We start from the raw sequence: 25,293 nt of genomic DNA on the forward strand, positions 1-25,293 counted from the left end.
ACCCACTAACTGAATTACCTGCGGCTTTAATAGTATCTTCAGTAACAAGTTGACCATGAACTGCTTCAAGTATTGTTTTTCTTTCCTTAACAGTTAAGTCCTCTAATCTTTTACCAGTTTCAGCTAATTTCTTTTGCGTTAAACTTAAAAAGGCTGGATTAGTTTCAGCAAATAGTAACTTCTCTAATTCAGCTATTGAACTACCACCCAGAAATTTTGATGTAAACTTAGCAACGTCTTTTGAAGCAACATTGGAAGCTGCTCCCAAGAATCCTAAGCCTCTTGTGATGTTAGTTAAGCCATCAAGAAAAGCTCCCTCATCCAATACACCCCCAGCATCTACAAAGGCAGGTACAAGGTTATCCTGGATGCTTAATGCTAATCTCTTATAATCTTCAGTAGAACCTGGTAAGGTTGCGGCTATTTGATTAATACGTTTATCTAAGTTACTAAATACCTTTTCAGCATCTGCAAAGTTACGCCCTGTTAAGGCAGCATAAGTGGAGGCTGCTGAGATATTATTTAACTGAATGTCAGCCGCTTCTTTAAACTTACTTGTTAAGGCTGATACCCCTTTTGATAGTCCTGCTGATAATGCTTCAGATAAAAGATTTGCTTTAAGGGTAGCTCCCTCAATAAGTCCTGTTAATCCTTTAAATACCCCAGAAGCATTATCTTTGGCATTTAAGACTACTGTAATATTATTTCCATTTGTTGCCATTTATTATTAAACCATTTCCATTTGGTCCTCAGAGAATCCCCACTCAGCTAACTTACTTTCTTGTTGCTTATTAGCCTTCTCGTTTTGTATATCAATATAAAGATAAAGATGATAGAGACAGTCAGATATTTCCATCTCTTGCATCATGTAGTATGAGGAGCTAAGATGCCCCCCACAGGCTATTATTAGTAATTTATTAAGTTCTGTAAATGTAAAGTAAGGTTGCCCTTGAACACTAATCCTTAGCTTTGCTTCCCAAATAAGCAAGCTTATCTCGAAAGTAACCAATAGCAGCAGCTACCCTCGCAATATCTTCTAGCTCTAAAATATCTAATAATTCCTCAAAAGATACTTTAGACTTCTTACCAAACTTAGTCACGCAAAGGGAGGCTAACTTTAGAATAGCAAAGCTATCAGTTTTATACTCTTCAGGAGAGTTTTTAAGGAATCCTTCTAGTAATAAAAACTGTTTAGCTTTAGGGGATTTAACTTGTACAGAAGTACCATCAGTTAATTCAAAATCAACTGTCTGTTCATCTTGATTATAGACAGCTTCAAATTCATCAGACTTCTCTACTTCAGGTAAAGCAGCCTCAACTTTATCTAATTCTTTTACTTCTTCAATTACTAATTTTCTAGTCATTATCTTTATTTAATTATTATGCAAATGTAGCGGATTCATAAGAGAATTCAAGAGTGGTTACAACAGTCTTACTACCATCTCCAGTGTCAATAGAAGACATCAATTCTGAACTAGCAACTCTACAGCCAGTCATCTTCCAAGACTTAGTTCCACGACCTTGTACTTCACCAGTTGAAGAACGTTTAATAGGTGTAATGCTCATATCAAATACATCACCTTCTTCATGATCTGCAAGGAAGCTATTGATAGCATCATCAGACTCAGGATCGTAAGGTTTTGAGATAGTGATATTAGCATTAGCTTTTGTACCACCACCAGCAGTTCTTTCAACTTGACTCAAGCCATCATTGTAGGTAGGTCGTTTGTAAGTAGTCTTGATACCACTAAACGTTGTCCAATAGATATTAGGAAGTGCAGTTAATGTGATAGTAAAATCAGAGTTAGCAACAGGATTAATCGTTGATAAAATTGCCATATTTTTATTTATTTTATTAATAGTTTAAGTAGGTTAAAGATAAACTTTAACCTACAGGATATTAGATTAGGCAGCAGGTAATTGAGTAGCAACAGTCTGAGCCTGATTCAAAGGCAACGTGCCAATACTTACTCTGATTGTGTTAACTAATAGCTTCTCTAAAGCAGGGGCAGGAACTGCATATACTTCAAGAATTACATTTCCACGCTCAAGTTCTTCTTGAGTGTTATTAGTGAAGTTACAAATAACTTCAAAAGCAGCAGCTTCAGTAGCACCAAAAAGTAATCTACCTCTCCACAGTCTATTACACACTGAGAAAGCTGTTTGAGAGATTGCATTTAATAGCAAACCAAACCCATCAATGGAAGTGAAAAGGTCATTATCAAAACCTGATCTGAGTGTTCCATTCAGAACATTCATAACAACTCTAACAGGTAAAAATGTATAGAATTCACTAGTAGAGCGAGTTCTCATACCCCAAACACAGACTCCCTTGTTTCTCAGATTTCTGATAACATTAACCCCAATTGGGTTAAGGATTTCTTGCTGTTGAGTATTAACTTTAGTTACTACATCAAGTACTCCTAGAACTGGGAATTTAGCACCAGCACCAGGTTGTTGTAGACCTTCTTCTCTGAAGCGTCTTGTGTGTAGACCAGCTACAGCAGCAGAAGGAGGAACTATAGTACCTTCAAGGTCTACCAAATATGGGAAAAAGAATGCAGAGTGACCTTGGGGACTGTTGTATAGCAGTGCTTCAACTTGAGCTTGAGCAGGGGTTAAACCTGTGCCTGGATCAATCAAAGCAACCCAGTCAAAAGCTGAGTCAGATGCTTGTGCTTCCAAAGCTAAACCAACTGCTTGACGGTCAGATTGTAGACTTAGTAGCGAGAATGCTTCAGGGCTGTAGATAAAACCTTGTGAATAAGAATCTTCAGCATCAAAGCTGTTTTCAATTGAATAAATATAGTCACCTGAAGCAGGAGTTGTGGGTGTGGTAACTGTTAAAATTAAATTGGTTCCTGCTACCAAAGTTGGGCTAGCATCAACAGGACTATCATTGCGGATTATCAAAGCATCAGTAGTCAAACCAGCTTGTGCTGTCACTAGGTTAGCCACTGCTGAAGAGTTGATAGCTGCAATTAAACCAGAGACAATATCTGCTTTTGCAGGTGTACCTGTAGCTACATAATTTATTGCTGTACCTGCAACAGTTACTGTATATGTACCAGCTACTGCTGTGGATACTGTAACTGTGCGTCTAACAGCTATAGGAGTGCGAATAAAGAATACAATAGCTCTTTTATCATTTCTGAACAAAAGGCGGATTGAAGCTTCACTGGGAGATGCACCAAATTGATTTGTAAAGTCTACTAAGCTGCTTACTTGAGTTGGGTAAAGGTAAGCTCCAGTTGCTGAGGAACCAATAATATAATGCGTCTCAAATGAAGCAATCTCAAGGGAGCGATAGCCCTGCTGGGTTTCTACTATCCTAACTCCAGGACTCTTAAAATTTGTGAAAAGTGAGGTCATATTATTTAATAATATTAATTGTTGAATCTTCTATATAAGTAGAAGTATTACTTTTTATAAATTCAGGTTTAGCTCTATTAACCCTAATAGTTATTTCAGATAAAGGAGGCGGATTTTCAATGTTGTAATAATCAGCAGGTTGAATACTTGAGATATCAGGAAAATCAGTTGTATTGAAAACTACATCAAAAGCAAAGTTAAGGTTTACTAACCAATCTCCATCCTCTTGAGCTATCCTTTCTACTGTTATTGAATCTTCTACTTCAGCAGGTTGAAATGATTTAATATTTTCATCTGGTAATTGAAGTAGTGCTAGTAAATGTACAGTACTAAGTACTCCCTCTAAACCACTAAAAGGTAATACATCATAAGCTAAATCGTATGGAAATCTATAGGTAATTCTATAAGGCAATCTTACTGAAGTTTCTATTAAGTTTAGACCTGCTCTCTTATGAACTAAATTCTGTATTGGGAGAGCGATCGCACTACTACCTGGTTGATAATTATTTGAAGTAGGACTATATACACCTTCTGGTACATCTAAATCCCAAGCATCAATCTTTACCCTAATAGTTAAAAATTCTCTAACTTTCTGATGGGCTAATTGTATATTCATTTCTTATCCCTCTGTCCAGTTAAAATTAATTTATATACAGTAGATTGAGTATCATCTACATAGACTAAGCTATAAACTTTAGGATTATCAAAAGCTTTGGTAGTAGGGTTAGAATAAACAATAGTCCCATAAGTTACTGGAGGATCTAAAATAAACATTGCCCTAGCCTTACCCTCTGGTTTAAATAATGTAATAGGGTAGACTTTGGGAATCTCTACTTGTAGATCATTAATAGATACATAAATTGAATCTGCCCCAGGAATTGCTATCTGCAGATTGACAAATTTAGGGGAGACTGAAGTTATATAAGCTTTGGGATTTATTAAAGTATCTTCTATACTGGGAGTACGAGTAATAGGGTCTGTTACTGTATGCCTTACCAACAAATATCTACGCTGCGGAACCCCCAAGGAAGTCTCTACTAACGCCAGCTTGTTTTCAATTTTAGCCAGCTTTTCATATAGGTTCATTTGAGTTTATTGATTCCTTTAGCTATATTCTGTTCTAAGTTTTCATTAATAACAGGTAGTGACCTATTTACAATTTGCACTTTCTTTTCAACATAAGGTGTATAAATTACAGAGTTTGATAATGTTACTGATTTCCTGTTTACAGTTGTAAGCCAACCTGATTTTAGTGCCCCTGATTTTACAGGAGTAACATTCTTAACTGTATTCTTTGCAAAGTCTGCTGTTTCTTTTAAAGCAGATACTAGAATCTGCTTAGTAGTGACTTTACCTTCAAATAGTGGACCAGAAGCCTTGATGGTGTAATTAAACATTTGACTTACCAGTAAGCTACTGTTGAATTACATTTTTTATTAGGTGAGTATTTGTTGTAATTAACTCCTACTCTTAGTAATCGTCCTAACTCAGTTAATAACCTAGTACCTTCTGATTTTAGGTGAGCTACATGACTGCGATAACTTAGTTTAGAACCCCTAGATTCCTGTACAAAACTAGTCTCAAGGGATTCTTTTAGTAAATTATCAATACTCACCAACTCATCCAAAATAGCTAGAGTTCTATCTATTACAGTGTCAGAATAATTAGAAGTTAATTCTGTTCTGATGAGAGAACTAAAGGAAAAGAATCCTAAAATTCTCTCAAACTCTTCAGCTTGAACTGTGGTGAATTGTGTCATGATTACTGAATTGCCAATAGACCAGCAATACCTTTGTTACGTGTCTTAACTTGCAGTTGAGGCTTAACGTAGATAGCATATTTCAATGCATCTGGGTTAGAGCTAGGTAGTTGCTCAATAGCAAACTGCATACCATTCATACCTTGAGTATTGCTTTGACCATAGGAGTACAAAGTAACTTCAGGCTCATTCACAAAATACATTGCGTTAGCGCTGCAGTAGGGGTCGGCAATAATTGGTCTGCCAGCATAAGTAACGCCAGAGAAACCAAGGTCAGCAATGTTGTTATTCAGTTGTGGATTGATAAGAGAAGCAGCAAACAATTTCTTGTAAGCTTCAACAATTACAGGGCTGGTGTAGATAGCTGTATAATTACCAGCTTTGGTAAGAATTCCAGTTTCTACTGACAGAAGTAAAGCTTGAGTTAGTGAACGGTTGGTACCATTTGTATTTAGGTAAGGTGCCCAAGCAGTATAGGTAGTTGGGTCAATACCAGCATAAGCAGCAGCCGCTACAGCAGCTCCCAAACCAACTACTCCACCTTGAGCAGCTAGACCTGTACCAGAGTAAACATACCCACTTAGAGCTTCAAGGATGGCACGTATACCAGACTGTACTTCATAACCAAGTAAGTCGCGTAAAGCACCTCTACCCGCATTTTTAGCTTCTTCAATGTCTTCTTTTTGAACTTGAAAAGAATGACGTAAGCGGTTGGTACCAATAGCTAGGGAAGCACCAATAACTGAATCTTCAGAGAAGGTAGAGATATCAGAAGTTGTAGCTTCACCTGTTACAGTAGCTCCGCCCACATTGGCGTTCCACTTGATAACTTTTTGACCAGCAACTTTCTTTTGAATACGATTCAATACAGGATAAGCATTGTACTGAAGACTTGCAACTTCCTCATCAACCAAAAGTTGTAAAGAAGCAATTGAACTAGCAATAACTGCCATAATATTTTATAAAATTATTTAGTATTTTTGAGTAAATTAGAATGATTCAAATAAGGCATCAGCAGCCTTAACTTTTTGATTAGGGTCAACTGGAGTTACCTTTGTTTCCTGAGCATCTGAACCTCTAACTCCTGAAGCAGGTACAAAGGCTTTTCCATCTTCACTTGACAAATAAGAATTCAACGCATCTTCTAAAGTTGAAACAGTGTCACCTTCAGTCACATACCACTTGTCACCCTCTTGCTTGATTTTATCTGCGTAATCAAGTAAGAAAACTTTCTGTAGTATCGCAGGACTTAGTGATTTACTGTTAGCAATTACCTGAGAAACTGCACTGCTACGTTTAGCTGCAATGGCCTCCAAATCTTTGTTAGCTAATTGAGTCTTGAGGTCTGTTAGCTGCTGTTCTAGAGCCTTAAGGGTTAGCTTATCTTGAATTGCTTCAGTAGGTTCTACTACAGTAGGTTGAGCTGTTTGAAGTTTCTTAATCTCTTTAGTAACGGATGCTGCAAGTCCTTGATTAGCTTTTGTAAATTCTGTACTGATTTCAGTTTTAAAAGAATTTAGTGAAGCATCAATCAAAGCTTGAATTTCTTGTTCTGTCATTTTAAATAATCCTGTATTTATAGGTGTCTGTCTTTAAAGTTGTCAGTAAAACTTATCTGGTTTTAACCTTAGCCAGTTGGTTTACCCTCAGTCCGAAACTCTACAGCAAGGAATGTGTCTGTTATGTCTTAAGGAGTGAGGGTCTCTACATTATAGAAGTGTCCAAAGTCTTAATAGACGTTAGTAATAACTCTATTTCTTTGTTTACTTCATCTTTTTGAGAGGCGGATAAATTACCAGTTAACATTCCTACCATCTGTTCATAAATTACCTTTAGTGCAGAGGGTGGTAGATTAGCTTTCAGGTTATCTATATTTAGTTTACTGACAGAATCCAGCTTCATTAATACAGAATCTAAAGTGTCATTCTCAAAGGAGTTCAAACCTGTGACAGAGATTTTACTTCCATCTAAACCTGCTGCTTTGGCTACTAGTTGAAGTAAATCTTGGTAGAAATCAATAATGATTTCCCCATAACTTCTCAACATTGATTCCTGTTTAGCAAAATCCAGTTGCTTAGAGACACCAGATTGACTTATAGCTTTATTAGAAGATGACACACCCCCAGCAGCTATCAAATCTCTTACCTGCAACTCTATGGCGTGTAAGGAGTCAGCCATGTGTTTAATAATGTCTCCCTTTGGTTCTGCCCACTGAAATTGATCGACCTCAATTACATGCTGTAGACCTGTTGGGGGTGGAACGTCATCTTCATAAGAATTTTCCAAGTCTCCATCAGGTTTTAAAGAACGTTTAAAAGTTCTTTGGAAGTAACTCATAGTCAACAAATCATATTTTGAACAATCTATTCGTAGATGTTCTAACGCTTTACTAGCAGCTTGATCAGCCACCCAAAGTTGGTCAGGTAATTCTATCTTGAAAACTGGAACTTGACCAAACCCATGCTCTAAAGGAAGTGCTAATAAACTAATAGTAGTGTCAGCATTAATCATTTCACTATTGGCTTTAGTGATGTTACCATGAGCATCAAGCTCCACAATTGCAGAGTACTTAGCAATATAAGTATCATCAATAATTGTCCATGTGCAGACCTTTCTGGGGGCAGCAATAGGGTTAGAATTATCTTCTGATATCTGTCTAATCTTTAGCCAATTAAGTTTACCTTTACTCTCTGACCAGTTGATAACCTGAAGTGGACTATAGGTTACGACATAGGGACGTAAACCTAATGCCTCTTCCTGTAATTTGTTGGTAGGAATTATATCTGACTTATTTTTATCAGCATGAACATAAATCTTCTTAAACTTTAAAAGTTCTCTAAAGATTAAGGTAATCAGATTCTTTTCTGAACGTCCAGCTAGGTCTGTATCCTCTCTGAAGTTAGCCCAAAATTTAAGGTTAGCATCTAAACCATCAATTGTCAGAGGAGCATTAGCAAGCTTACTAACCTGCTCATTTACATTTGTTGAAAGAATATTTAAATAAGTACATTTCTTAAGTCTGGTCTCATAAACTTCATTTTCTTCACCTGCACGTTGAGGGAGGAAATGTCTAATAGCATTCTTGAGTTTGTAACCACCTGAAATCAATAAATCAATTTCTTGTAAGGCAGGTAACATCTCAACATACTCAGCATTCTTTGACTCTAGGAATTCTAGAGGTAATTGATTTGGGTACATATATTATTTAATTTCTAAGTTGTTTATTTTGAAGAGTGTTATATAAGGAGCCTATACAATAACGGGCACTATCTACGGTATGGTCTTCTTGATGGTCTGCTGGTTTATTTACCAACTCACCTTCACTATCAACTGCCCGATGGTAGTCTTCAAATTGAGATATCAATTCAGTTAAACTAGCTTTAATAAAAAGGTTGTCTTGGTAGAATAAATTATTCATAATGTCTACACTTGGCATTAGTCCCAACTTAGTTCTACTGACCTCTACAGCCCTACTCATGCCAGGTATATTCTCACGCTTACCTAATATTCTTGCTGACTTAACACTGCCACCACGGTCATCTGGCATGTAGCATCGGTATACATTATATTTAGTACAAAGTCTAGCTATTTCTCTTAGGAAAACTTCTTCTGGTATAGTCTCTCCAGATCGATTTAACCAATAGTCAACTATATAAAATTTACTTCTATCTTCACTTAATCCAATGACAACTGCACTTGGGTTGCGATCGCCCCAATCTGTTCCAAGATAATAGCTGAGGTTGTTAGGGATATCTTTTACATAATGTTTAGTAGAATCTATTTGGTCAAACAACTGCCCATCAAAATCCTCAAAGGAAGCTTGAAACTCTTGCCTATATACTTTAGGTGGCATTTCAGTTTTAGCTAACCTAAGTCTCTGTTTAGGGAAGAATGGATTGTCCCTTGTTTTAAAGTGATAATAAGCCCATTCAGGTAAGTCTTTAATCTTCTGATAGAACCTATATAAAGGATGTGATTTACCCTTTGGTGTACCTACTAATGTCGCTGTGGAGCCTTCAGTATCTGCTAAGGCTGGAGAAATTACTTCCTCCCAAACTATAGGTTTTACATCTTGAAATTCATCTATTCCTACAAAGAAAAACTTAAGTCCACGTAAACCATTACCCTCATCATCATTTGACCCTCTCAAAATAATGTCAGGCTTATTACCTTTTAGAACTATTCGGTATTCAGAATTATTAATACTCTCTACAAAAGGAGCATCTTTTAATAGTGAAACCAAACTCTTCCAATGTACTGCCTTAGCCTGTTTCAGCGTGGGCATTATCAAAGCTATGGTAACAGGAAAGTTAGGGTCATGAGGGAGATTACAACTTAATGCAGCTATAATAATTTGAGTTCTAAGTAGGTGTGACTTACCAAACCGTCTACCACAAACTAATAATTTAAATCTACGTGGGTCTGTAAATATCTCCTTTTGTTTATTATGTAAGTTAATCTTGAAGGTCACAATTCATCATCTCCTTCAAGTGACTCTTCTTGAGGAGCTACAGAGTCTCCTATAATTATTTGGTAGTTTGCTTGCTGTTGTATCTCCTCAGTCCACTCAGCTTTAATAGCCTTGATAGCTTCAACTGCAACTTTTAGGTCATGTTTTACATAGGAGACAACCTCACCTCGCGCACTTTGAGTTTGGCATAGATAGCCATTTTTACCCATTAACGCAATCTCTTGAAGCTCTAGAGTACGGTTGATTTTAGAACTTAAACTAATCAACCCAACTTTGACAGCTAGCTGCATAGTTAAAGCTTCACTTTTCTGAAGTTCTTCAACTTTCTGTTTACTATTTTTAATTAGTGTTTTTAATTGTTGTGCTGTCAGCTCTATATCAAACTTATCTGCAAATAAGGCAGTCATTTGAGGTTGAGATAAATGAGGCTGAATTGAAAGTAATAATATTAAAAAATCACGCTGAGTTTGTGTCAGCATGAATGCTTTATTTGTTCCCATAAAAAAAGGTGCCTCTTAAAGCACCCATATAGTTTAGATATCTATTTAATTAATCTGTCCTAAATCAGCCCCATGACCTCACTGGAGAGTAGGTATAAAGCGTCAAGGTATGTTTCCCCTATCCAACTTTCTATTGACCCTTGCTGCTCACTCTGGAAGTAGTTATGTCTTAGTAATAACCAGGAAACTTCACTACTTATAAAGTGAAATTCAATAGCTGCTCTATGTAAAGAACCTAAACCCCAGATAGCTAATTCAAGTTCAGCAGAGTCAATTTGACCAAACAAGGCATTACCAGGCTTCATCTCACTTAAATTTTTGTACAAACGGGGTAGATATTGGTCAACATCATCAAAGGTTCCTTGGAAGAATAACTCTAAGCACTCTTCTAAATCTGGGGTGTTAATGTAAGAAGTCAATAATTGAGTAGTCATAATGTATATCCTTTTATTTATTAGTTAGATTATTAATAAGTTGAAGTTAGTGTGTTCTCAAATAACTGTTTCCAATCTCCTTTTTTGTAGCTGCACTCCAACTCAGTTAGCTGTTGAAGTTTGCGGTTTGTGTACAAAGGCTTATCTAAATTAGATTTCTCAGATTCAATAATCTTGTCAAAGTTTCTGTTCATCCAATCTTTGATTTGTTGTCTATCTCTAGCTGATAAATCTTTATCATTTACATACTCTTGAATTATTGGTAACAGACCCCAGTGATTCCTTTGCTCTGCATAATCTGCCCCATAAACCTTTCTGAACTTGTAACTTAATGTTGACTTAGGAATCTTAAATATCTTGGCTAATGCGCGTAAGCTGTAACCCTTTAAAAACAGTTTGTAAGCTCGACCAATAGTAGTACTCATTTAGGTGTTTTATATTGTTCTCTATGCTTTAAATAATACTTTAAAGGTACTAGCAAAAGGTGAGCAAAGCTGTGGTAACTACCTCCCTGCGGGGCATAGAGGGTGTTAGGAATAACTGCTGCCTTGTATATAAATTGACATTAAAAAACCTCCCTATTAGAGGGGTTCTTAATTGCTAACTATTTGATTTATGCTGCTTGAGCACTCTTTAATTTAAGGATTGGAACAACGTTATCTACTTTAGCTTTCTTGATTAATCTTCCAGTTTTGTAAGCTTCTGCTATAGAGTCATTTAATTTACTAATTGTTCGTTGACCTACTGTAGCTACAAACTCTTCTCTTAGTTTCTTCATAAAGAAGAAGTGAGATTCAATTGGGGAGTTATCTACAATGTTGTTTATCACCCTCTCTGTGATGCTCTGTAGATCAATAAAACTTACTTTGACCTTTGCGTTAGGATACAGTTTCTTGGCGTTCTTATTGACTTCCTCAATGTAACTTTTAGCTTCCCAGTTAATTCCTTTTGGTGAGGTAAAGACAAACTCAATTGATTTACCAGGGTACTTTTCAAGAGCTAACTCAATATACTTTTTATTAACTAAGGTGGTCTTTACCTCTTGTTCTGAAAGTGTGTGAGCTTTGAGTTCATAGATTTTAACTACTTTAGGTAAACGCTCTACAAAGTCCCATCTGCGGTGTGAACCAGGGTTAAAGGAATCTAGGATAGCAACCTCAAACTTGAAACCAACATTTGAGTAAGCAACAAGTTCAATAAGTTGTTTCTGTAAGTCTGGTTCAATTACATGATTGATTTCATTAGTTGAAGCTACCTCAATTGCTTTAGCTCCTAAAAATTGGAAACCTTTAGCTGTGGTAGAATCACCTTGAACTAAATAGGAATAAGCGTGTAAAAAATCACCAACCCAAATAGAATTAATTCTACCTAGTGATATACCATTTTGTTCTCTATATAGGATCTTGAAATTAGCTAACTTCTCTCCTTCTAATTTCAAAGCCCTACCTGCTAACCTTTCTGACGACCGCTCTTTTATAGCTGTCGTCACTTTAGCATCTGGACTCCAATTTTTCCTATAATCTTCAGCATCCAAATCTTTAGCCAAACTTAAATCAGACATAATATAGTAAGCATTTTTACCATTCTTATCTGATACCCATTTAAGATTTTTAGTGCGTGTCCATCTACATAACTCATCAAGAACACTAGGGTCAACTTTAGGTGCGATCGCTTCAATAGCTGATTTTAAATTAGCAGTGGAATTTAAAGGAGAATTAATAAGTGTCATTTTATATATTAGTTAGTTTTAATTAGGTCTCTTTCAACCTTCTATATATATGATACTCAGTACCTATATTAAAAATGTAGGCAAACAAATACAGCCTCCTACTACAAATAGGAGGCTGTTAGTTAGAAACCTGTATGTTGATGTTAGTTACGTTCACTAAAATCTAAGAAGTCTTTTTGGAAGTCAGCATAACTATCTGTAAGTTCATTTGCTTCTATTAGTTGAGGTTGTAGAAGTAATTTACCTACCAATAACCCAAGTACAAAACTGAACAAAATCAAAGTAAAAATAATCAGCGTGATTATAGCAATCATTTTAATATCCTTTATTATATGGTGGGAAGTTTTTAGGCTTCCCATTTATTCAATTTACTTTAGTGGGTTTCTGATATCATCAATTAGCAGTTGAAGAATACCAACTACCAAGTTCAATTGATATACAGCGAAGTTACCTGGGTATTTAGTGTTCTGTGATGTCCTGAGTGACTTGATAATAAACTTATTGAACAAAATATCCTTTAGTAATTCTATTAAGCCTTCACGACCTCCTACCATCAATCTCTGGCTAGAACTTAAAGTTAACCAGAATGCTGTAGTCTGTTCACCTTTGTAACCTGTAATAAGAGCACGATCAGTTAAGTTAGACATAAATTTAAATTCCTTTTTTAATCTTATGCACCTACTATAACTGTTACCTAATAGGAGAAGGTGGGCAGTATTCTATTAGTAAATACCTACACTCAGGAGATCCATGAAGGTGTCTAAATATGGCTGCTATAGTATTAGGTTATTGGGAGTAAATAGATGGCAGGTAACTCAAGCTGAAGTGAACTGGAGATGTGTTAACTTATAGCCTGCAGCGCAATAGGGGATGATGAATTACCTGCACATTTTATGTTTACCTATTAAAGCTTCTAGGTCTGGTAAATAGTTAAAGTATTAAGTTAGTTTTCTACTTAATGCAGCTATTAGCGCTTCTACTTTACTCTCAGCTATAGCAACTTCAGTGTCAACTTTTACATAATAATCATAGCGGTTGTAAGTTAAAGCCCCTACTTGATCTGTTTCAAACCAAGTAGCTTTAATCACATAGCTCCATTTTTGACTTTCTATCTCTTTAATTAAAAGATGTAATAGCTCATCTTCCTTAGAAAAGTTTTCATCTACTACTAACTGTGATCCCTCATCAAATATTATTTGTACTCCTAATGATTCAGGCAAGGGGACAATTTTTAACTCTTTTGTGTTACCTGATAATTTAATGAGCTTTTGAATTAGGGTTATAACATCCATAAATTTAATAAAAAAACCAATCAGTTGAGCATTTATAGTATACATCCTATAAGTCATCTTTTTTAAATACCTAGTATTGCCTTCTAACACAGGAGGAGTACGCTGAAGATAGCTATTACTGAAGTAAACTTGATAGCCTGCGGCGCAGTAGTGGATGTGAGGAATTACCTGCACATTTTAGATTTCTATATTTATAATTCTTCAGCTAATGAAACCCATGAAAAAGGAGGGGAAAGCCCCTCCTTAAAAATGAATGTTATTATTCTCTTGTTATCACATAAAAAAACCAAAAATACCTAGTATAAGACTAGCTAGATTGAAGACTATTTTCAACACCGTTATTAACTCTTCCCAAGTTTTAATGCGCCTTACTATACTATTTAAGGCAGTCTTCTTTTTATCATTGTTCACAATAGCCTTGGGAGCAATAAAATGAACTGGGTAGTTGGTATACCTACTAGAAGACTTTAATGGCAAAGTTACTCCATAAACTATATACTCCCTATTGCTAGGTGGGGTATGTATCACAACCATTTCATCCTTGCACTCTTCTTGTATTTCAGAAGACTCTCTCTGCAAATCTTCTGGAGCAACCTGTTGGGATTCAATGAGCAGGATGATCAGGTGAAGTTTGCAGTTAAGGTGTTGGGGTTCGTACATAAGAGGCTTTGGTAGGGGTAAAGAACTCTGCTACCAAGACCCCCAACTAAAGATGTTGAAGTCGAGAAGAAGCAACGTGCTTTCTCTGTATTATTTGCTTTTTAGTTGGGGGTCTTGGGTCACAAAGTGGTTGTTTGTTTAACATGTAACTCCTTTACAATTTAGTTACTCAAAGCGCAGGATTTTTAAGCAGCTTTTGACTGCTTGAGCCTAATATAACTGGGTTTACAAATAAGCGCACCAGTGTAAACCCTTCTTGTAAAAACACATAGTCATATATATTGAAAGTATTAAGTTGTACAAGTAATTAATAAAGCAAGGGTAATCACCTGCGATCGCATTAATCTGCCTGTCAGGTTCAGTTAACTATTATGAGGAACCAGTTAAATGGTGCTGAATACTTGGTTGACTTATAGCCTGCGGCGCACGAGGGGAATGAAAGAATTGAACCTTAACTTGGAGCGGCAGAGTTAAGGTTTTTTTTCAATTTTCTAAAGTAAAGTAAATTGAAGTAGAAAGAAGAGAAATAGAGAACTATAGGAGAGAAGTATAAGAGAAAAGTAGATAAGGATACATAGTAATAGTATAGGTGATTATTTCAATACTCTGTAAAGTATACCCAGCATAAGTTACAGCGTCTAAAATTGCTTCGTTTTAACCCCTTAAAATAAATAATTGGGACAGATATATATAGTAGAGAGTACTAACAAAGGATGACATTATGAAAGATGACAGAGTGACTTTTAGAATCAACTCAACCACTAAACAGAAGTGGGAAGTAGAAGCTGGTAGAAGGGATATAAGCGTATCTGCTCTAATAGCTATTGCAGTGAGTCAATATCTTACTAAATAACTTAGAATGCTGCTCATTTAATACCACTTTTTAGTGGCCATTTATAATCCATTTTGTTATAATAGATAGTATAAGGGAAGAGAAAACAAACCCTTCCTAAACTATATTAAAAACACTTTTATAACATTATGGCAAACGATAAGCACATTGCAGTTAGAATTCCCTCTACCCTTTGTAACTTAGTAGATTCTGAAGCACAGAATGAGTTACTAAGTAGGGCAGATATAATACGTCGAGCATTGCTTCACTACTATAAGTCTAAAGGTATTGTTTAACTACTTTCAGGGGCACCTAAGCCCCACCTACTATTCTTAATTTCATTAATAAATTATTTAATAAATAAATCTTAAAATTATGACAAACCTAAATATTTCAATCCAATCTCAGATCAAAGCTACAGTTGAATCAGAAGTAGAATTTTCAGTTAACTTTGATGATGGTTGGCAGTGGTTAGACTATTCTAAAAAGGCTAATGCTAAAGCTAGCTTTCTTAATTGTGGATTTGTTGAAGAAGTTGACTATATAGTTTTGCTGGACAATCAGCAAAACCTATCAGGTGGTAGACCTTGTGAAAATATATACCTAACTAAAGATTGTCTGAAAGGTTGGGCAATGATGTCTAATACTTCTAGAGGTAAGGAAGTCAGAGCTTACTTTATTAAGTGTGAGAAGGAGTTGAAAGAACTCAAGTCTTTGCCTGCTAAACCTGTTGATATTGTATTTATGTTAGAGCAAGCTGCTACTGCTATTAAAGAGGCACGTGCTTTAGCTGCGATCGCTGAGGAGAAAGTAGTTTACTTAACTCCCAAAGCTGAGGTATACGACATCATTGCTGAGGCAGGAGATAACCTTAAGGTTGGTGAAGTAGCTAAACTATTAGGAGTGGCAAACATGGGACCTAATAGACTATTTGATTTCCTTAGGAAGCAAGAAGTCTTAATGAAGAATAATGAACCTTATTCTAGATATGAGTTTGACTCTAATTACTTTACTTGTATCAGAGGAGTAAAGAATGGATTCAGCTATGTTACTACTCTAGTAACTCCTAAAGGTGTTGACTATATTATCAGACTACTACAGAAGAATGGTCACTATGTTCCTTCTAAGTTAGCTGCTTAATTCTAATACTAACTCAATAATCTAATCACAGGGGACTTTAAATAAGTCCTCTTTTTTATTATTTACTAATGCTTAATTAGTGTCACTTTTATGTGGCCGTTTGTAGCACAACTTGCTATAATGGTAGGTATAAGAAACAAATTTATATTTAACTTTAATATTTTAATTTAAGATTATGACAGCTACTAAAGTAAAGAAATCAGCTCCAGTTTGTAAAGGTTATATAATTTCAAGTTACAGAGTTCTTAAGTCTCAGTTAGATTTTGTTAATAGTTTATTAGATGTTGTTGATGAAGGCACTGGAGCTTTATTATGTAATAAGAATACTAGAACTTTATTCTGCCACATCTTAGTTAGTGTTATTATCAGCATCAAGAAGATTGAATGGATTCCAGTATCTTCAACCTTAATTAAAAAGGAGATTCAGAAAGCAAGCTGGAAGGTTCTACAAGAATTAGGTTTAATTGAAGTAACTAACTACTCACATGAGAATGGGTTATCTAGAGAGTTCAAGGTCACTGATGTTATCCTAGACCGCTTCCTAGAGTTATCTAATTTATCCCCTGAGGAAATTATTAACAGCACTAAATATAATTTATTCACTGGTAAAAAATCTGATAGCAAGTTAACTAACCAAAAGTATGATGAGAATAGAAATGAAGAACCTATATTGATCACTAGTGCAATTGACTTAATAAAGCACGGTTTCTTTAATATGAAGGCTATCATTGTACATTTAGATGAGTTAACCAGAGAAGAAAATAAAGCTGCTGAAGAATATGGGCAGTATTCTAAAGAGCATAAGAAAGCTAGAGCTAGGCTTATTAATGATGACCACTGCTTTAAAGCTATCCTCAACCAGTCTCCTGTTAAAATAAGTGAAGAGATATGGTGCTACAGCCCTGCTTATAGAATTCAAATGAGTGGAAGGGTTAGCCACATCTTAGGAGGGTTACAATCCGCTAGTAGAAGAATGAAGGCTGCTGCTTATATGGGAATAGAAGATTTAAGAAACTACGATTTGAAAGCTTCTCAAGTTAGTGGATTAATTCAACAATTTAAATGGGCTAAATTAGACTCAGCTTGGTTAGAAGACTATAGAGAAAATCCTAATGCTAAAAGGGACTATGCATCTCAAATTGGTATCAGTGTAGATTGCTGGAAGAAGTGCCTTTGTGCCCTAATGTTTGGAGCTTATGTATCTACTGCTAACGATCGCACTAAAGGTAAGTTGAAGGACTTAGAGGGTACAGAAGAGGGGCAACCTAAGCAGAAGTTAAATGCAATAATGGATTCTTTATTTGAGGAAGCTGAAGGAGATATCACATTAGCTTTAGAATACATCACTAAATTTGAGGAAGCTGTAGCTCCTTTAAAAGTAGAAATTGGTAAGTGGCACACCTGGTTACTAGACACCTGGGTAATTAAAGTGGGTTACTTAGCTAAGGATGGAAAGTGTTATGTTAAAAATCCTACAGGTAAGAAACTATGTATAACTGACTTAAATAGAGACTACCCATTATGGAAAGTAAAAGCTATGGTTTCTGCTTTTGTTCTCCAAGGTCAGGAATCCTGCTTTATTCATAACCTGACATTGGCAAGTATTGAATATAACTTTCAGGTTATAAGTAATGAGCATGATGGTGTAGTAACCCTTGGTGTGATACCTCAAGCGGCAATTGATAAGGCTGCTGTTATGTCAGGGTTAGAAGGAGCCATCTTAGAAGAGAAAGCTTTAGAAGGAATAGAATTGATAGCAGAACTTATAGAGAGAGAAGATAGTTCAGGAGAATTAGAAGCAGAGGAACTACTAAATTACTTCTAAAGCTGAAGATTACTTGACAGCCCCGTTGGGGAAACATAAGGGGTGGAGGAGCTTAAGCTTTGCCGCCCCTTTTTCAATTTTCTTAGGTAAAAGGTAACAGAGGAAAAGTAAGGTAAATAGAAAGGGGAAATAGATAACTAGAGAAGATAAGAAAGGTATAGATAGCAAGGCATAGTATAGGTGATTATTTATAGAGTAAAATAATGGCTGAAAGGTTTACCTAGTAAAGGTTACAGAGTTTTAAAATTGCTTCGTTTTAACTTATAAATCACCTTAGTTTCAGGCCCCATAAGTCAAGATTCCTTCTCATGCGATCGCACCAAATAGTCAACTAATTATAGTAATATTCACCATAAGTAAACTAACCACAGTAAACATTAGGTGTGAAATCTACAGTAGGAAAACATTAAGGTAAATTGGTAAAGTTTACTATTTAAATTACCCTGTCTCAGGTAACTACAACTAAGGGATATTGGGTGCGATCGCTACTGGTAGAAACCTAAATGGTGCAGTAATCCTCAACCCACTCATACGCCGTAGGCTGCTAAGGTACCACAGTAACAGTTACCCCAGCCTATAGCATTCTGTCCTGTAGGGGGCCTGAAACCAGGATGTCTTAATTCAGTAGCCTCACCAGTGGAACCCCTGCAGAATCCCGGTATAGTTGATAAATTATACAAGGTTACTACTATGTTGAAAGAGAGAAAAGAGGCTATTGAAATTTTATTTAATTTATATAAGGAAGTCTTTGGATTATACCCAAAGACTGAAAATCTTATATTATCCTTTAGTAATAAGGATTACAGAAACGATCTTAGTGAAATAGGTTTAGCAATTTATAAGTACATAGAACATATAGCAAGTCAAGAGAATGTTTCATTTATAAATTCTGAAGGTAATTATGATTCTGATAAAATAGAACAATTTCTTAAAGAAGAAGATTTAAAACAAAACTAACCTGCACCTATAGATTTCTAGATTGAGCAGCCCGCCTTGTAGCGATCGCACCATACAGGAAATTTCAAGGCTATAATGTACCAACTTACTAGTCACACAGCAGTAACTCCTATCTGCAGATGGTTGTAGTTTAACTGTGTAAAACGCTGATGCAGTAACTCCTCTTCTTGGAAGGGTCGTAGTTTAACTTTAGTGCGGCTACATATAGAATAAGCACCCCCAAGCTAGGTTAACCTCTTAGTCTTTCTTAACTTAATTGCTTAGTGAGTTACCAAGGGTAAGCCATCTACATAAGCGATCGCTGCAAGTATGGTTTCACTAAGTATAAATACTACTGAAGTTTGGGCGGCACTATTAATAGAGAGAGAAGAGAGACACCCACAGTAGATAACATAAGAAGAGAACTGGCAGTAGAAATCTCAACAGATATTTTGAATAGTTATCTCCCTATCCCTGAACTTTTAAGAAATCACAGCCACAGAAAACTTCAGTCTCAGATTTCTATTCAATATTACTTAATATGCTAACTATTAGGTTTACTAACAATAGATATCTTCATAAAGAAAAGTGATTGAATACCCCTTAAGCATAAGGATAATTTGTTAAGGGAACTTGAGTAGGATTCTTAAAAGTTAGCTAAACCTTAACTGAATCACCCATCTATGCACAGACCACCACAAGGATCAACACGTTGCTGTTACTATAGTTCAGGTATATTTGTGTGGTAGAAAATACAGGCTGCTTGTAGGTCTTCTCAGGTGTAGTTGATTAGTCAGTTATCACATTCCTCTATACTCTTACCCTGGATAAGTGGGGATATTATATATTTTAGTGGGTGATTATATCTCTATGTGATTATTAATGAGGCGGCTTGAAATAATTTATCACACCAAAAATGGTTAGCTTAATTATTTGTAGAGAAGTAAGCTATTAACCCACCACACACAGAGTAATGAACATACTGTAGGGAAAATAATTGAGATAAGTCATCTACGTATCTATCTCTATTATTTCTTTTAATTTAAGTTAGATAAAATGGCTATAATCCTTGCTGTAGAACAATTGCAGTTCTGCTTCTCTAAAAATAGATCCAGACTATCAATAGAACTAGACAGGTTACTAGTGTAGCTTTTTATACTCATTGTTTAAGATTACATTAATATATTTGATTTCATATCCTTGCTCATTTAGAAGAGAGATTAGATTTAAAGCATCTGCATGAATATGAGGCGCTACTAGTTTTCCTCGAAATCTATCAGTATCTTTAAGATAACGTAGTAGCTGCCCAACAGAGTTGCAATCTATGGTGTGTCTTTTAAGTTCAACTACTTCATCAATGGTGATGATATCTGCTCTCCCAGAATCCAATTTAAGTTGCCTCTGCCCACCAAAGTTAAATTGATACTCACTTTCTATATCAACCTCTCTAAAGACCATACCTGTAGGCTGTAAACAAGTATTTAAAACTAAGTAGGAGTATGCACCTAAATGATCTGCAACCCATAATTGACGGGCTTTTGGTATAGTTTCCTCATATCTATAATTAAAGTTATATTTAAAAATCTTTAACCTCTCCCCTGTTAATAACTCAAACTTTCCTGGTAGACCACACTTCCCATTTACTATAAAATTCTTAGCAAAATCTTTTGAATCTTTTCCTTTAGCCTTTGCTAAGTGACCCACTACAAACTTCATTTCACCTTCAAATAAAATCCATTGAAGGTTATATCTTTTAATTAGAAAACTTAATTGTTCTAACACTGTCTTTGCTGCATCAGGCTGCTTTTTTAAATAAATTTGATTATACCTAATAATGAGTAGTCTTTAAGTTTCCTATTTATCTTCACCCTTAATTTCATCTTCTTCCTCAATAAAAAGTATGCTTTCCCAAATTATGCCGTCCATTCTTCGCAGAATCTTCCCATCAGCAAAACGAACTTCACACCCATCATGCATTACGCTTAGTAGCTCCAAGTAATGTTTAAGCAAATCAAGGTCTCTCATAATAACTCCTTGTTTATTTGATTGATGTATATATTAAAGTTCAGGCAGCTTAGGTTTTCCTTAGTTTTAATTACCTGTTAGTAGGGAAGATATTTCACCTTCAGTTAAACCAAATATAGCGGCTAATAACTTTACTGATTTCTTATCATCAGCACATCCTAACTGTTTAGCAATAGTTATAGCTGATTGTAATGGAATAACTTGGTTATTAGATTGAGTCAATAAGTCTAATGTAGTTTGAGTAGTGCGCCGCTTCTTATAGGTAGAATCATTCATGGCAGGAGAGTGACCTAGTGACATTGCTCTCTTTTCTAATGAAACGTTTGACATTATCCCATGTAAATTAGATAGATGTCTGAGAGCATGAGTTTGTGTGAACTTACCCTTTAGCCAGGTAGTTAAATTATTTCTAGCAGTTTTAGTGTATTTATGTCTTATTGAAACAGGATTATCTGTATTTAAAGTGAGTGTAGGTAACTGACCTGATTTAATTTCCAGCTTATTAATTAGGTCATTATGTTTAGGTGGTACTAATGGGATAGATAATCTGTAGCCAGTTTTGGTGGTTGTTCCTAGTAAAGTTTCATTACCAACTACGACCACCATACCTAGATTAGTAGGGTCATTTAAGGCAGGTATAGTTACACCATCTTTAGTTGTAAAAGGTTGGTCAATATTTTTAACAGCAAATACTTCACTAATTCTCAATCCGTAGATTACCTGCATTGAGAAAACAAATAACCAAGACTTACGTGACTCAATCCTATACCTTTTATCATTTGCAGGAACATCTAGTATTTGCTCCCTCATCTGCAAGAAATCATCAAGAGATATATTTTGTAAATCCTGCTTAAACTTAACTTGGGTTGCATTAATTTTCTCAAGTTCTTTGTAGGAATTCTCTTGATTATTAAGCTGGGCTAATTTCTTCATTGCTCTCACACACATTTTGAAGTTTTTAGTCCCCTTCTCCTTTGAATTAATAACTTGTAATATATCTGTAATATTAAATACTTTATCTAAGGGAAGGCTTTTATAGAACCTACCATAAGCATCATTCCAGCATGATTGATGAGAAGGATTACTTTTATCCCTTACTCCCTTTTTCCTCACATTATTCCAAAAATAATCCTCTGCTACCTGAATAGACTGCTTAAAGGTAATTAGGTTATTTTGGATTATATTTTTAGCGAGAATGGTTTGGTCATACCAACTCCAGAACTCTGTTTCAGTGGAAAAGCTATTTAAAGCCTCAGCCACCTTTTTAGCTTTTTGGAGGGCTTCAACTATTCCCAGTTGAGTAAAGGTACACCCACAAGCTTTAGCTACCCGCTTAGTTCCTAATTTAAACTGAATTAGTATGTAGGTGCCATAAGGCTTAGTTTCTCTTTTCAGCCCAACTCCAGGAGGGGCCTGCTTTTGAACATCCTTAAATAAGGCTAGTAAGCGTTCAAAGCCAATTAAATTGTCTGAAGAATCGTCTCTCATTTATCTCTCAATAAGGGATGGAACCATTGAGAGATATTAGTGAGAACCCTTATTTTAGGGGTTATTCGTGTAATGGATGCTACCGTTGAGCTAGTCACCCGCACGATTAAAAATCATAGCACAACTCTGATAATTTAGCTAGTGCTGCGCCCAAAAACGAGTTAAAAGGGGAATTTGACAGTGAAGGTGGTTTGACCTGCTGCACTCTCTACATCAATTGAGCCGCCTAAATGTCTGACCATTTTCTGCACTAATGCCAATTCCAGCCCAGTGCCGCTATGCTTCCAAGGATCGTGTTTGGAAAGGTGATAGAAAGGCTCAAAAATCCGTGAGAGTTCATTGCTGGTAAGCTCTATTCCCGAATTGGTAATACTAAGCTCGACTGCATTCCCTCTCAACTGAACAGAAACAGCGATCGCTTCTCCGGCTGGGGTGTACTTACACGCATGGTTGAGCAGTTCGGTGATAATCCGCTCCAAATCAGTGATATCTGTCTCCAAAAGCGGTAGCGCACCATCGACACTCAGGTGTAAATGCTGTCGCTGGCAGTTGGTGAGGTGTCGAAAAGACTCGATAATGGGCTGAAGCCAGCTTTGAAAGTCAATGGCAATCAAGGTTGGGGGATCGGGTTCGGCTTCGAGATATGTGAGTGTGAGTAGGTCGTTGATTAACTTGCTTTCTCGCCCACACTCGTTATGCAGAATCTGCAAGAGTTGCGGCACTATTTCTATCTCTAATATTTCTGCTGGTGTGAGGACACTTTCGAGAGTTTGGACTGCAAGGCTAATGCTGGTTATTGGTGTCCGTAGTTCTTGGGAAAGAGTTCTGAGAAATTGGTTTTTGAGCCGATCGCGTTTTTCTAGTTCTATTACCTGTACTTGGGTTTGTTTGTAAAGTTGGGCTTGACGAATAGCGATCGCACATTCATTTGCTATTTGCTGCATTAGCTCAACTTCAAATTCGTCAAAAGCCTCTTGTGATCGTCTTGTCAACCAAATATTTCCCAAAATCCCTTGAGTATCGAAAATGGGACAAGCCATCTGGGACATCACTAACAACTTTGGTTGCCATCCCGGTACAATTTCCAAAAATTGCAATGGTTGTTTTTCCAACAGGGGCTGATAAACTTCCAGATGGTCGGCAATCTGTTTGGTTAATCCTTGACACTGGGGCAAGTTAATGCTGTACTCGTAAGTAATAGTAACTAGAGTTTGGCAGGTACTGTAGAGTTCAATTTGGCAACGCTCAAGGTTCAGTAACTGGGCTAAATCTTGAGTCAGCGTCTGCAATACCTGAGTTTGATCTAGACTGTCGCGGATTTGTTCTGTTATGCGTCGCACCAAGGCTTCAAAGTTTCGCACCTGCTGCAACTGATTGATGTGCGTCTGTTTCTGTAACTCCATTTTGCCTTTGAGAGCTTGCAGTTGCTGATGAAGTTCTGCCTGTTGGACTGCAATGCCGATTTGAGTTGCCAGCTGCTTGAGCAAGTCCGTTTCTGTTTGCTGCCATTGACGCGATTGGTGGCAATGCTGGGCAATTAATAGCCCCCACATATCTTGCTTTTGGAAAATCGGCATGACGAGATTGGCTCTAATCTGCAAAGATGTCAGGAAATCTCTATGGCAAGGATGCAACCCGGCTGCATAAATATCTTCGACAACTTGAATGCAACCTCGCCCGTTGTGTTCTCGATGCTTGCCACTCAAGCAGGGATCGGTGATGTTTTTGCCCAACAGTGGATCGATCGCAGCTAGAGTTGATTCGGCTATGATTATTCCACTACCATCAGCCTCGAAACGATAAATTAAGACGCGATCGCAATTCAAAAATTGTCGCAGTTCAATTGTAGTCTGATGCAGAATTGTCTCTAATTCTACAGATTGATGAATCCGTCCTGCGATCGCTTCTAGCAGTTGCTCTCGTTCAACCTGGAGTCCAACTGCTTGCTCTGCTTGCTTCACAGAGGTAATATTGCTACTAGTACCAATCAGTCGATAAACCCTAGAGTTAACATCTTTGAGTGGCGTGAGAGTCGTACTCCACCAAGTCGGAACTCCTTGGAATTGCAAACATTGCTCGTAAGAAATAGTTGTGCCAAATCGCACGCAGTCAGCATAATGTTGACGCACCTTTGCAGCATCAATAGCACAAAGAATATCCTCTGGTTTTTTGCCCCGGAGATCGTCTGAGCGAATCCCTATCCACCTTTCATGAGTAGGATTAAGAGCCACATATCGAAAATCTCCATCCTCCAAAACATCAACTACAAATATTGATGCCTGTACAGAATCATACATGCTTAGTAGAAACTGCTCGCTACTACTTTTTTCATCTACTTCTGTGCCAAAAAGAATTTGAGGTGGTGATAATTTTGTCAACTCCATAGTTGATTCCACTGGATTTATATTCATGCGAGAGTCCCACTCTTGTATTACTGACTCTTCTAGGCGCTCTCTTGTCGTTAAGCTTGTAGTAGATGCACTTTAGCGCCTATAGCAAACTATTGTCAGCTGTTGCTCATCGAAATTTTGATCTTTCTCTACTTCTTATCAGAAATCTAGGAAAGCTAATAGGAGTCAGCTTAACAAAATCCTGCTTTTTGAAGATGAAAATACATTTGCAGGTGAGGGCAAACTTACTGGAATTTATTTTTAACAGTTTTTCAGGATTTTTGCATATATCTAAGTACAAACTTCAGTATATATCAATATAATTGATATTTCTTAATAATTGAAGAATAATTCAGGAGTCAGAATCAAGACGCTTTCTACGAGACGCTGCGCGTAGCTTGCTTTCCTGTAAGGGTGCGCGGACTCGCTAACGCTACGCT

The 25,293-nt window shown here is 36.5% G+C and carries 26 protein-coding genes; 3 read left to right on the forward strand and 23 right to left on the reverse strand.

Going from position 1 to position 25,293, the window contains the following annotated elements; translation table 11 throughout:
• The 19 genes from HWQ37_RS29540 to HWQ37_RS29630 all read right to left on the reverse strand — a co-directional run.
• Positions 1-721: hypothetical protein (locus HWQ37_RS29540; RefSeq protein WP_292753965.1), on the reverse strand; the 721-nt coding region annotated here is incomplete at its 3' end.
• Between the two features lie 235 nt (positions 722-956).
• The gene (locus HWQ37_RS29545; protein ID WP_292753966.1) at positions 957-1,364 is read right to left on the reverse strand and encodes a hypothetical protein; all 408 of its coding nucleotides are present in this window, start codon (positions 1,362-1,364) and stop codon (positions 957-959) included.
• A gap of 16 nt (positions 1,365-1,380) precedes the next feature.
• Positions 1,381-1,839, reverse strand: a complete 459-nt coding sequence (locus tag HWQ37_RS29550) for a hypothetical protein (RefSeq protein WP_292753967.1) — start codon at positions 1,837-1,839, stop codon at positions 1,381-1,383.
• A 66-nt stretch (positions 1,840-1,905) separates the two neighbouring features.
• Positions 1,906-3,372, reverse strand: coding sequence for a phage tail sheath subtilisin-like domain-containing protein (locus HWQ37_RS29555; protein ID WP_292753968.1), 1,467 nt, complete (start codon positions 3,370-3,372; stop codon positions 1,906-1,908).
• A 1-nt stretch (position 3,373) separates the two neighbouring features.
• Positions 3,374-3,988, reverse strand: a complete 615-nt coding sequence (locus HWQ37_RS29560; RefSeq protein ID WP_292753969.1) for a hypothetical protein — start codon at positions 3,986-3,988, stop codon at positions 3,374-3,376.
• Positions 3,985-4,458, reverse strand: coding sequence for a hypothetical protein (locus tag HWQ37_RS29565; protein WP_292753970.1), 474 nt, complete (start codon positions 4,456-4,458; stop codon positions 3,985-3,987). Before HWQ37_RS29565 ends, HWQ37_RS29560 begins: the two co-directional genes overlap by 4 nt.
• The gene (locus tag HWQ37_RS29570; RefSeq protein ID WP_292753971.1) at positions 4,455-4,769 is read right to left on the reverse strand and encodes a hypothetical protein; all 315 of its coding nucleotides are present in this window, start codon (positions 4,767-4,769) and stop codon (positions 4,455-4,457) included. Before HWQ37_RS29570 ends, HWQ37_RS29565 begins: the two co-directional genes overlap by 4 nt.
• Positions 4,770-4,774: 5 nt before the next feature.
• Entirely contained in the window at positions 4,775-5,131 is a 357-nt protein-coding gene (locus HWQ37_RS29575; RefSeq protein WP_292753972.1) for a hypothetical protein, read from the reverse strand.
• A 2-nt stretch (positions 5,132-5,133) separates the two neighbouring features.
• The gene (locus HWQ37_RS29580; RefSeq protein ID WP_292753973.1) at positions 5,134-6,084 is read right to left on the reverse strand and encodes a phage major capsid protein; all 951 of its coding nucleotides are present in this window, start codon (positions 6,082-6,084) and stop codon (positions 5,134-5,136) included.
• A 36-nt stretch (positions 6,085-6,120) separates the two neighbouring features.
• A complete protein-coding gene (locus tag HWQ37_RS29585) occupies positions 6,121-6,690 on the reverse strand; it encodes a hypothetical protein (protein ID WP_292753974.1) in 570 nt (189 codons plus the stop codon).
• 145 nt (positions 6,691-6,835) lie between these two features.
• Positions 6,836-8,329: a hypothetical protein gene (locus HWQ37_RS29590; protein ID WP_292753975.1), complete on the reverse strand. Its 1,494-nt coding sequence runs from the start codon at positions 8,327-8,329 to the stop codon at positions 6,836-6,838.
• 7 nt (positions 8,330-8,336) lie between these two features.
• On the reverse strand, positions 8,337-9,602 hold the full coding sequence (locus tag HWQ37_RS29595; protein ID WP_292753976.1) for a terminase large subunit domain-containing protein: 1,266 nt from the start codon (positions 9,600-9,602) through the stop codon (positions 8,337-8,339).
• Positions 9,599-10,102: a hypothetical protein gene (locus HWQ37_RS29600; protein ID WP_292753977.1), complete on the reverse strand. Its 504-nt coding sequence runs from the start codon at positions 10,100-10,102 to the stop codon at positions 9,599-9,601. Before HWQ37_RS29600 ends, HWQ37_RS29595 begins: the two co-directional genes overlap by 4 nt.
• Positions 10,103-10,161: 59 nt before the next feature.
• Positions 10,162-10,536: a hypothetical protein gene (locus HWQ37_RS29605; protein ID WP_292753978.1), complete on the reverse strand. Its 375-nt coding sequence runs from the start codon at positions 10,534-10,536 to the stop codon at positions 10,162-10,164.
• 32 nt (positions 10,537-10,568) lie between these two features.
• The gene (locus HWQ37_RS29610) at positions 10,569-10,961 is read right to left on the reverse strand and encodes a hypothetical protein (protein ID WP_292753979.1); all 393 of its coding nucleotides are present in this window, start codon (positions 10,959-10,961) and stop codon (positions 10,569-10,571) included.
• 188 nt (positions 10,962-11,149) lie between these two features.
• Positions 11,150-12,265: a hypothetical protein gene (locus tag HWQ37_RS29615; RefSeq protein WP_292753980.1), complete on the reverse strand. Its 1,116-nt coding sequence runs from the start codon at positions 12,263-12,265 to the stop codon at positions 11,150-11,152.
• A gap of 143 nt (positions 12,266-12,408) precedes the next feature.
• Complete coding sequence (locus HWQ37_RS29620; RefSeq protein ID WP_292753981.1) at positions 12,409-12,579, reverse strand: hypothetical protein; 171 nt, start codon at positions 12,577-12,579, stop codon at positions 12,409-12,411.
• Positions 12,580-12,633: 54 nt separating this feature from the next.
• Complete coding sequence (locus HWQ37_RS29625; protein ID WP_292753982.1) at positions 12,634-12,912, reverse strand: hypothetical protein; 279 nt, start codon at positions 12,910-12,912, stop codon at positions 12,634-12,636.
• Positions 12,913-13,203: 291 nt separating this feature from the next.
• The gene (locus HWQ37_RS29630) at positions 13,204-13,647 is read right to left on the reverse strand and encodes a hypothetical protein (protein ID WP_292753983.1); all 444 of its coding nucleotides are present in this window, start codon (positions 13,645-13,647) and stop codon (positions 13,204-13,206) included.
• A 1,777-nt stretch (positions 13,648-15,424) separates the two neighbouring features.
• On the opposite strand from HWQ37_RS29630, the gene HWQ37_RS29635 reads away from it, so the two are divergent.
• From HWQ37_RS29635 to HWQ37_RS29645, 3 genes are all read left to right on the forward strand, one after another.
• Positions 15,425-16,189 carry a phage antirepressor KilAC domain-containing protein gene (locus HWQ37_RS29635; RefSeq protein ID WP_292753984.1) on the forward strand — a complete coding sequence of 255 codons (765 nt, stop codon included), beginning with the start codon at positions 15,425-15,427 and terminating at the stop codon, positions 16,187-16,189.
• 175 nt (positions 16,190-16,364) lie between these two features.
• A complete protein-coding gene (locus HWQ37_RS29640) occupies positions 16,365-18,014 on the forward strand; it encodes a hypothetical protein (RefSeq protein WP_292753985.1) in 1,650 nt (549 codons plus the stop codon).
• A gap of 636 nt (positions 18,015-18,650) precedes the next feature.
• Positions 18,651-18,971, forward strand: a complete 321-nt coding sequence (locus tag HWQ37_RS29645; protein ID WP_292753986.1) for a hypothetical protein — start codon at positions 18,651-18,653, stop codon at positions 18,969-18,971.
• A 1,119-nt stretch (positions 18,972-20,090) separates the two neighbouring features.
• Here HWQ37_RS29645 and HWQ37_RS29650 read toward each other — a convergent pair.
• From HWQ37_RS29650 to HWQ37_RS29665, 4 genes are all read right to left on the reverse strand, one after another.
• The gene (locus HWQ37_RS29650) at positions 20,091-20,732 is read right to left on the reverse strand and encodes an endonuclease NucS domain-containing protein (protein ID WP_292753987.1); all 642 of its coding nucleotides are present in this window, start codon (positions 20,730-20,732) and stop codon (positions 20,091-20,093) included.
• A gap of 72 nt (positions 20,733-20,804) precedes the next feature.
• Positions 20,805-20,975, reverse strand: a complete 171-nt coding sequence (locus HWQ37_RS29655) for a hypothetical protein (RefSeq protein ID WP_292753988.1) — start codon at positions 20,973-20,975, stop codon at positions 20,805-20,807.
• Positions 20,976-21,041: 66 nt separating this feature from the next.
• Positions 21,042-22,463 (reverse strand): site-specific integrase, encoded by a 1,422-nt coding sequence (locus tag HWQ37_RS29660; RefSeq protein WP_292753989.1) that lies wholly within the window; start codon positions 22,461-22,463, stop codon positions 21,042-21,044.
• A gap of 161 nt (positions 22,464-22,624) precedes the next feature.
• Positions 22,625-24,874 carry a GAF domain-containing protein gene (locus tag HWQ37_RS29665; RefSeq protein WP_292753990.1) on the reverse strand — a complete coding sequence of 750 codons (2,250 nt, stop codon included), beginning with the start codon at positions 24,872-24,874 and terminating at the stop codon, positions 22,625-22,627.
• Positions 24,875-25,293: the final 419 nt, after the last annotated feature.

Source organism: Nostoc sp. NMS4, assembly GCF_017115095.1.
GTDB lineage: Bacteria > Cyanobacteriota > Cyanobacteriia > Cyanobacteriales > Nostocaceae > Nostoc.

Bases quoted from the DNA above. Each gene is read 5' to 3' on its own strand.
- HWQ37_RS29545 (WP_292753966.1), bottom strand. From the start codon at position 1,364: ATGACTAGAAAATTAGTAATTGAAGAAGTAAAAGAATTAGATAAAGTT.
- HWQ37_RS29660 (WP_292753989.1), bottom strand. From the start codon at position 22,463: ATGAGAGACGATTCTTCAGACAATTTAATTGGCTTTGAACGCTTACTA.
- HWQ37_RS29570 (WP_292753971.1), bottom strand. From the start codon at position 4,769: ATGTTTAATTACACCATCAAGGCTTCTGGTCCACTATTTGAAGGTAAA.
- HWQ37_RS29625 (WP_292753982.1), bottom strand. From the start codon at position 12,912: ATGTCTAACTTAACTGATCGTGCTCTTATTACAGGTTACAAAGGTGAA.
- HWQ37_RS29590 (WP_292753975.1), bottom strand. From the start codon at position 8,329: ATGTACCCAAATCAATTACCTCTAGAATTCCTAGAGTCAAAGAATGCT.
- HWQ37_RS29610 (WP_292753979.1), bottom strand. From the start codon at position 10,961: ATGAGTACTACTATTGGTCGAGCTTACAAACTGTTTTTAAAGGGTTAC.
- HWQ37_RS29555 (WP_292753968.1), bottom strand. From the start codon at position 3,372: ATGACCTCACTTTTCACAAATTTTAAGAGTCCTGGAGTTAGGATAGTA.
- HWQ37_RS29600 (WP_292753977.1), bottom strand. From the start codon at position 10,102: ATGGGAACAAATAAAGCATTCATGCTGACACAAACTCAGCGTGATTTT.
- HWQ37_RS29640 (WP_292753985.1), top strand. From the start codon at position 16,365: ATGACAGCTACTAAAGTAAAGAAATCAGCTCCAGTTTGTAAAGGTTAT.
- HWQ37_RS29580 (WP_292753973.1), bottom strand. From the start codon at position 6,084: ATGGCAGTTATTGCTAGTTCAATTGCTTCTTTACAACTTTTGGTTGAT.
- HWQ37_RS29655 (WP_292753988.1), bottom strand. From the start codon at position 20,975: ATGAGAGACCTTGATTTGCTTAAACATTACTTGGAGCTACTAAGCGTA.
- HWQ37_RS29560 (WP_292753969.1), bottom strand. From the start codon at position 3,988: ATGAATATACAATTAGCCCATCAGAAAGTTAGAGAATTTTTAACTATT.
- HWQ37_RS29605 (WP_292753978.1), bottom strand. From the start codon at position 10,536: ATGACTACTCAATTATTGACTTCTTACATTAACACCCCAGATTTAGAA.
- HWQ37_RS29565 (WP_292753970.1), bottom strand. From the start codon at position 4,458: ATGAACCTATATGAAAAGCTGGCTAAAATTGAAAACAAGCTGGCGTTA.
- HWQ37_RS29550 (WP_292753967.1), bottom strand. From the start codon at position 1,839: ATGGCAATTTTATCAACGATTAATCCTGTTGCTAACTCTGATTTTACT.
- HWQ37_RS29585 (WP_292753974.1), bottom strand. From the start codon at position 6,690: ATGACAGAACAAGAAATTCAAGCTTTGATTGATGCTTCACTAAATTCT.
- HWQ37_RS29575 (WP_292753972.1), bottom strand. From the start codon at position 5,131: ATGACACAATTCACCACAGTTCAAGCTGAAGAGTTTGAGAGAATTTTA.
- HWQ37_RS29620 (WP_292753981.1), bottom strand. From the start codon at position 12,579: ATGATTGCTATAATCACGCTGATTATTTTTACTTTGATTTTGTTCAGT.
- HWQ37_RS29615 (WP_292753980.1), bottom strand. From the start codon at position 12,265: ATGACACTTATTAATTCTCCTTTAAATTCCACTGCTAATTTAAAATCA.
- HWQ37_RS29635 (WP_292753984.1), top strand. From the start codon at position 15,425: ATGACAAACCTAAATATTTCAATCCAATCTCAGATCAAAGCTACAGTT.
- HWQ37_RS29665 (WP_292753990.1), bottom strand. From the start codon at position 24,874: ATGAATATAAATCCAGTGGAATCAACTATGGAGTTGACAAAATTATCA.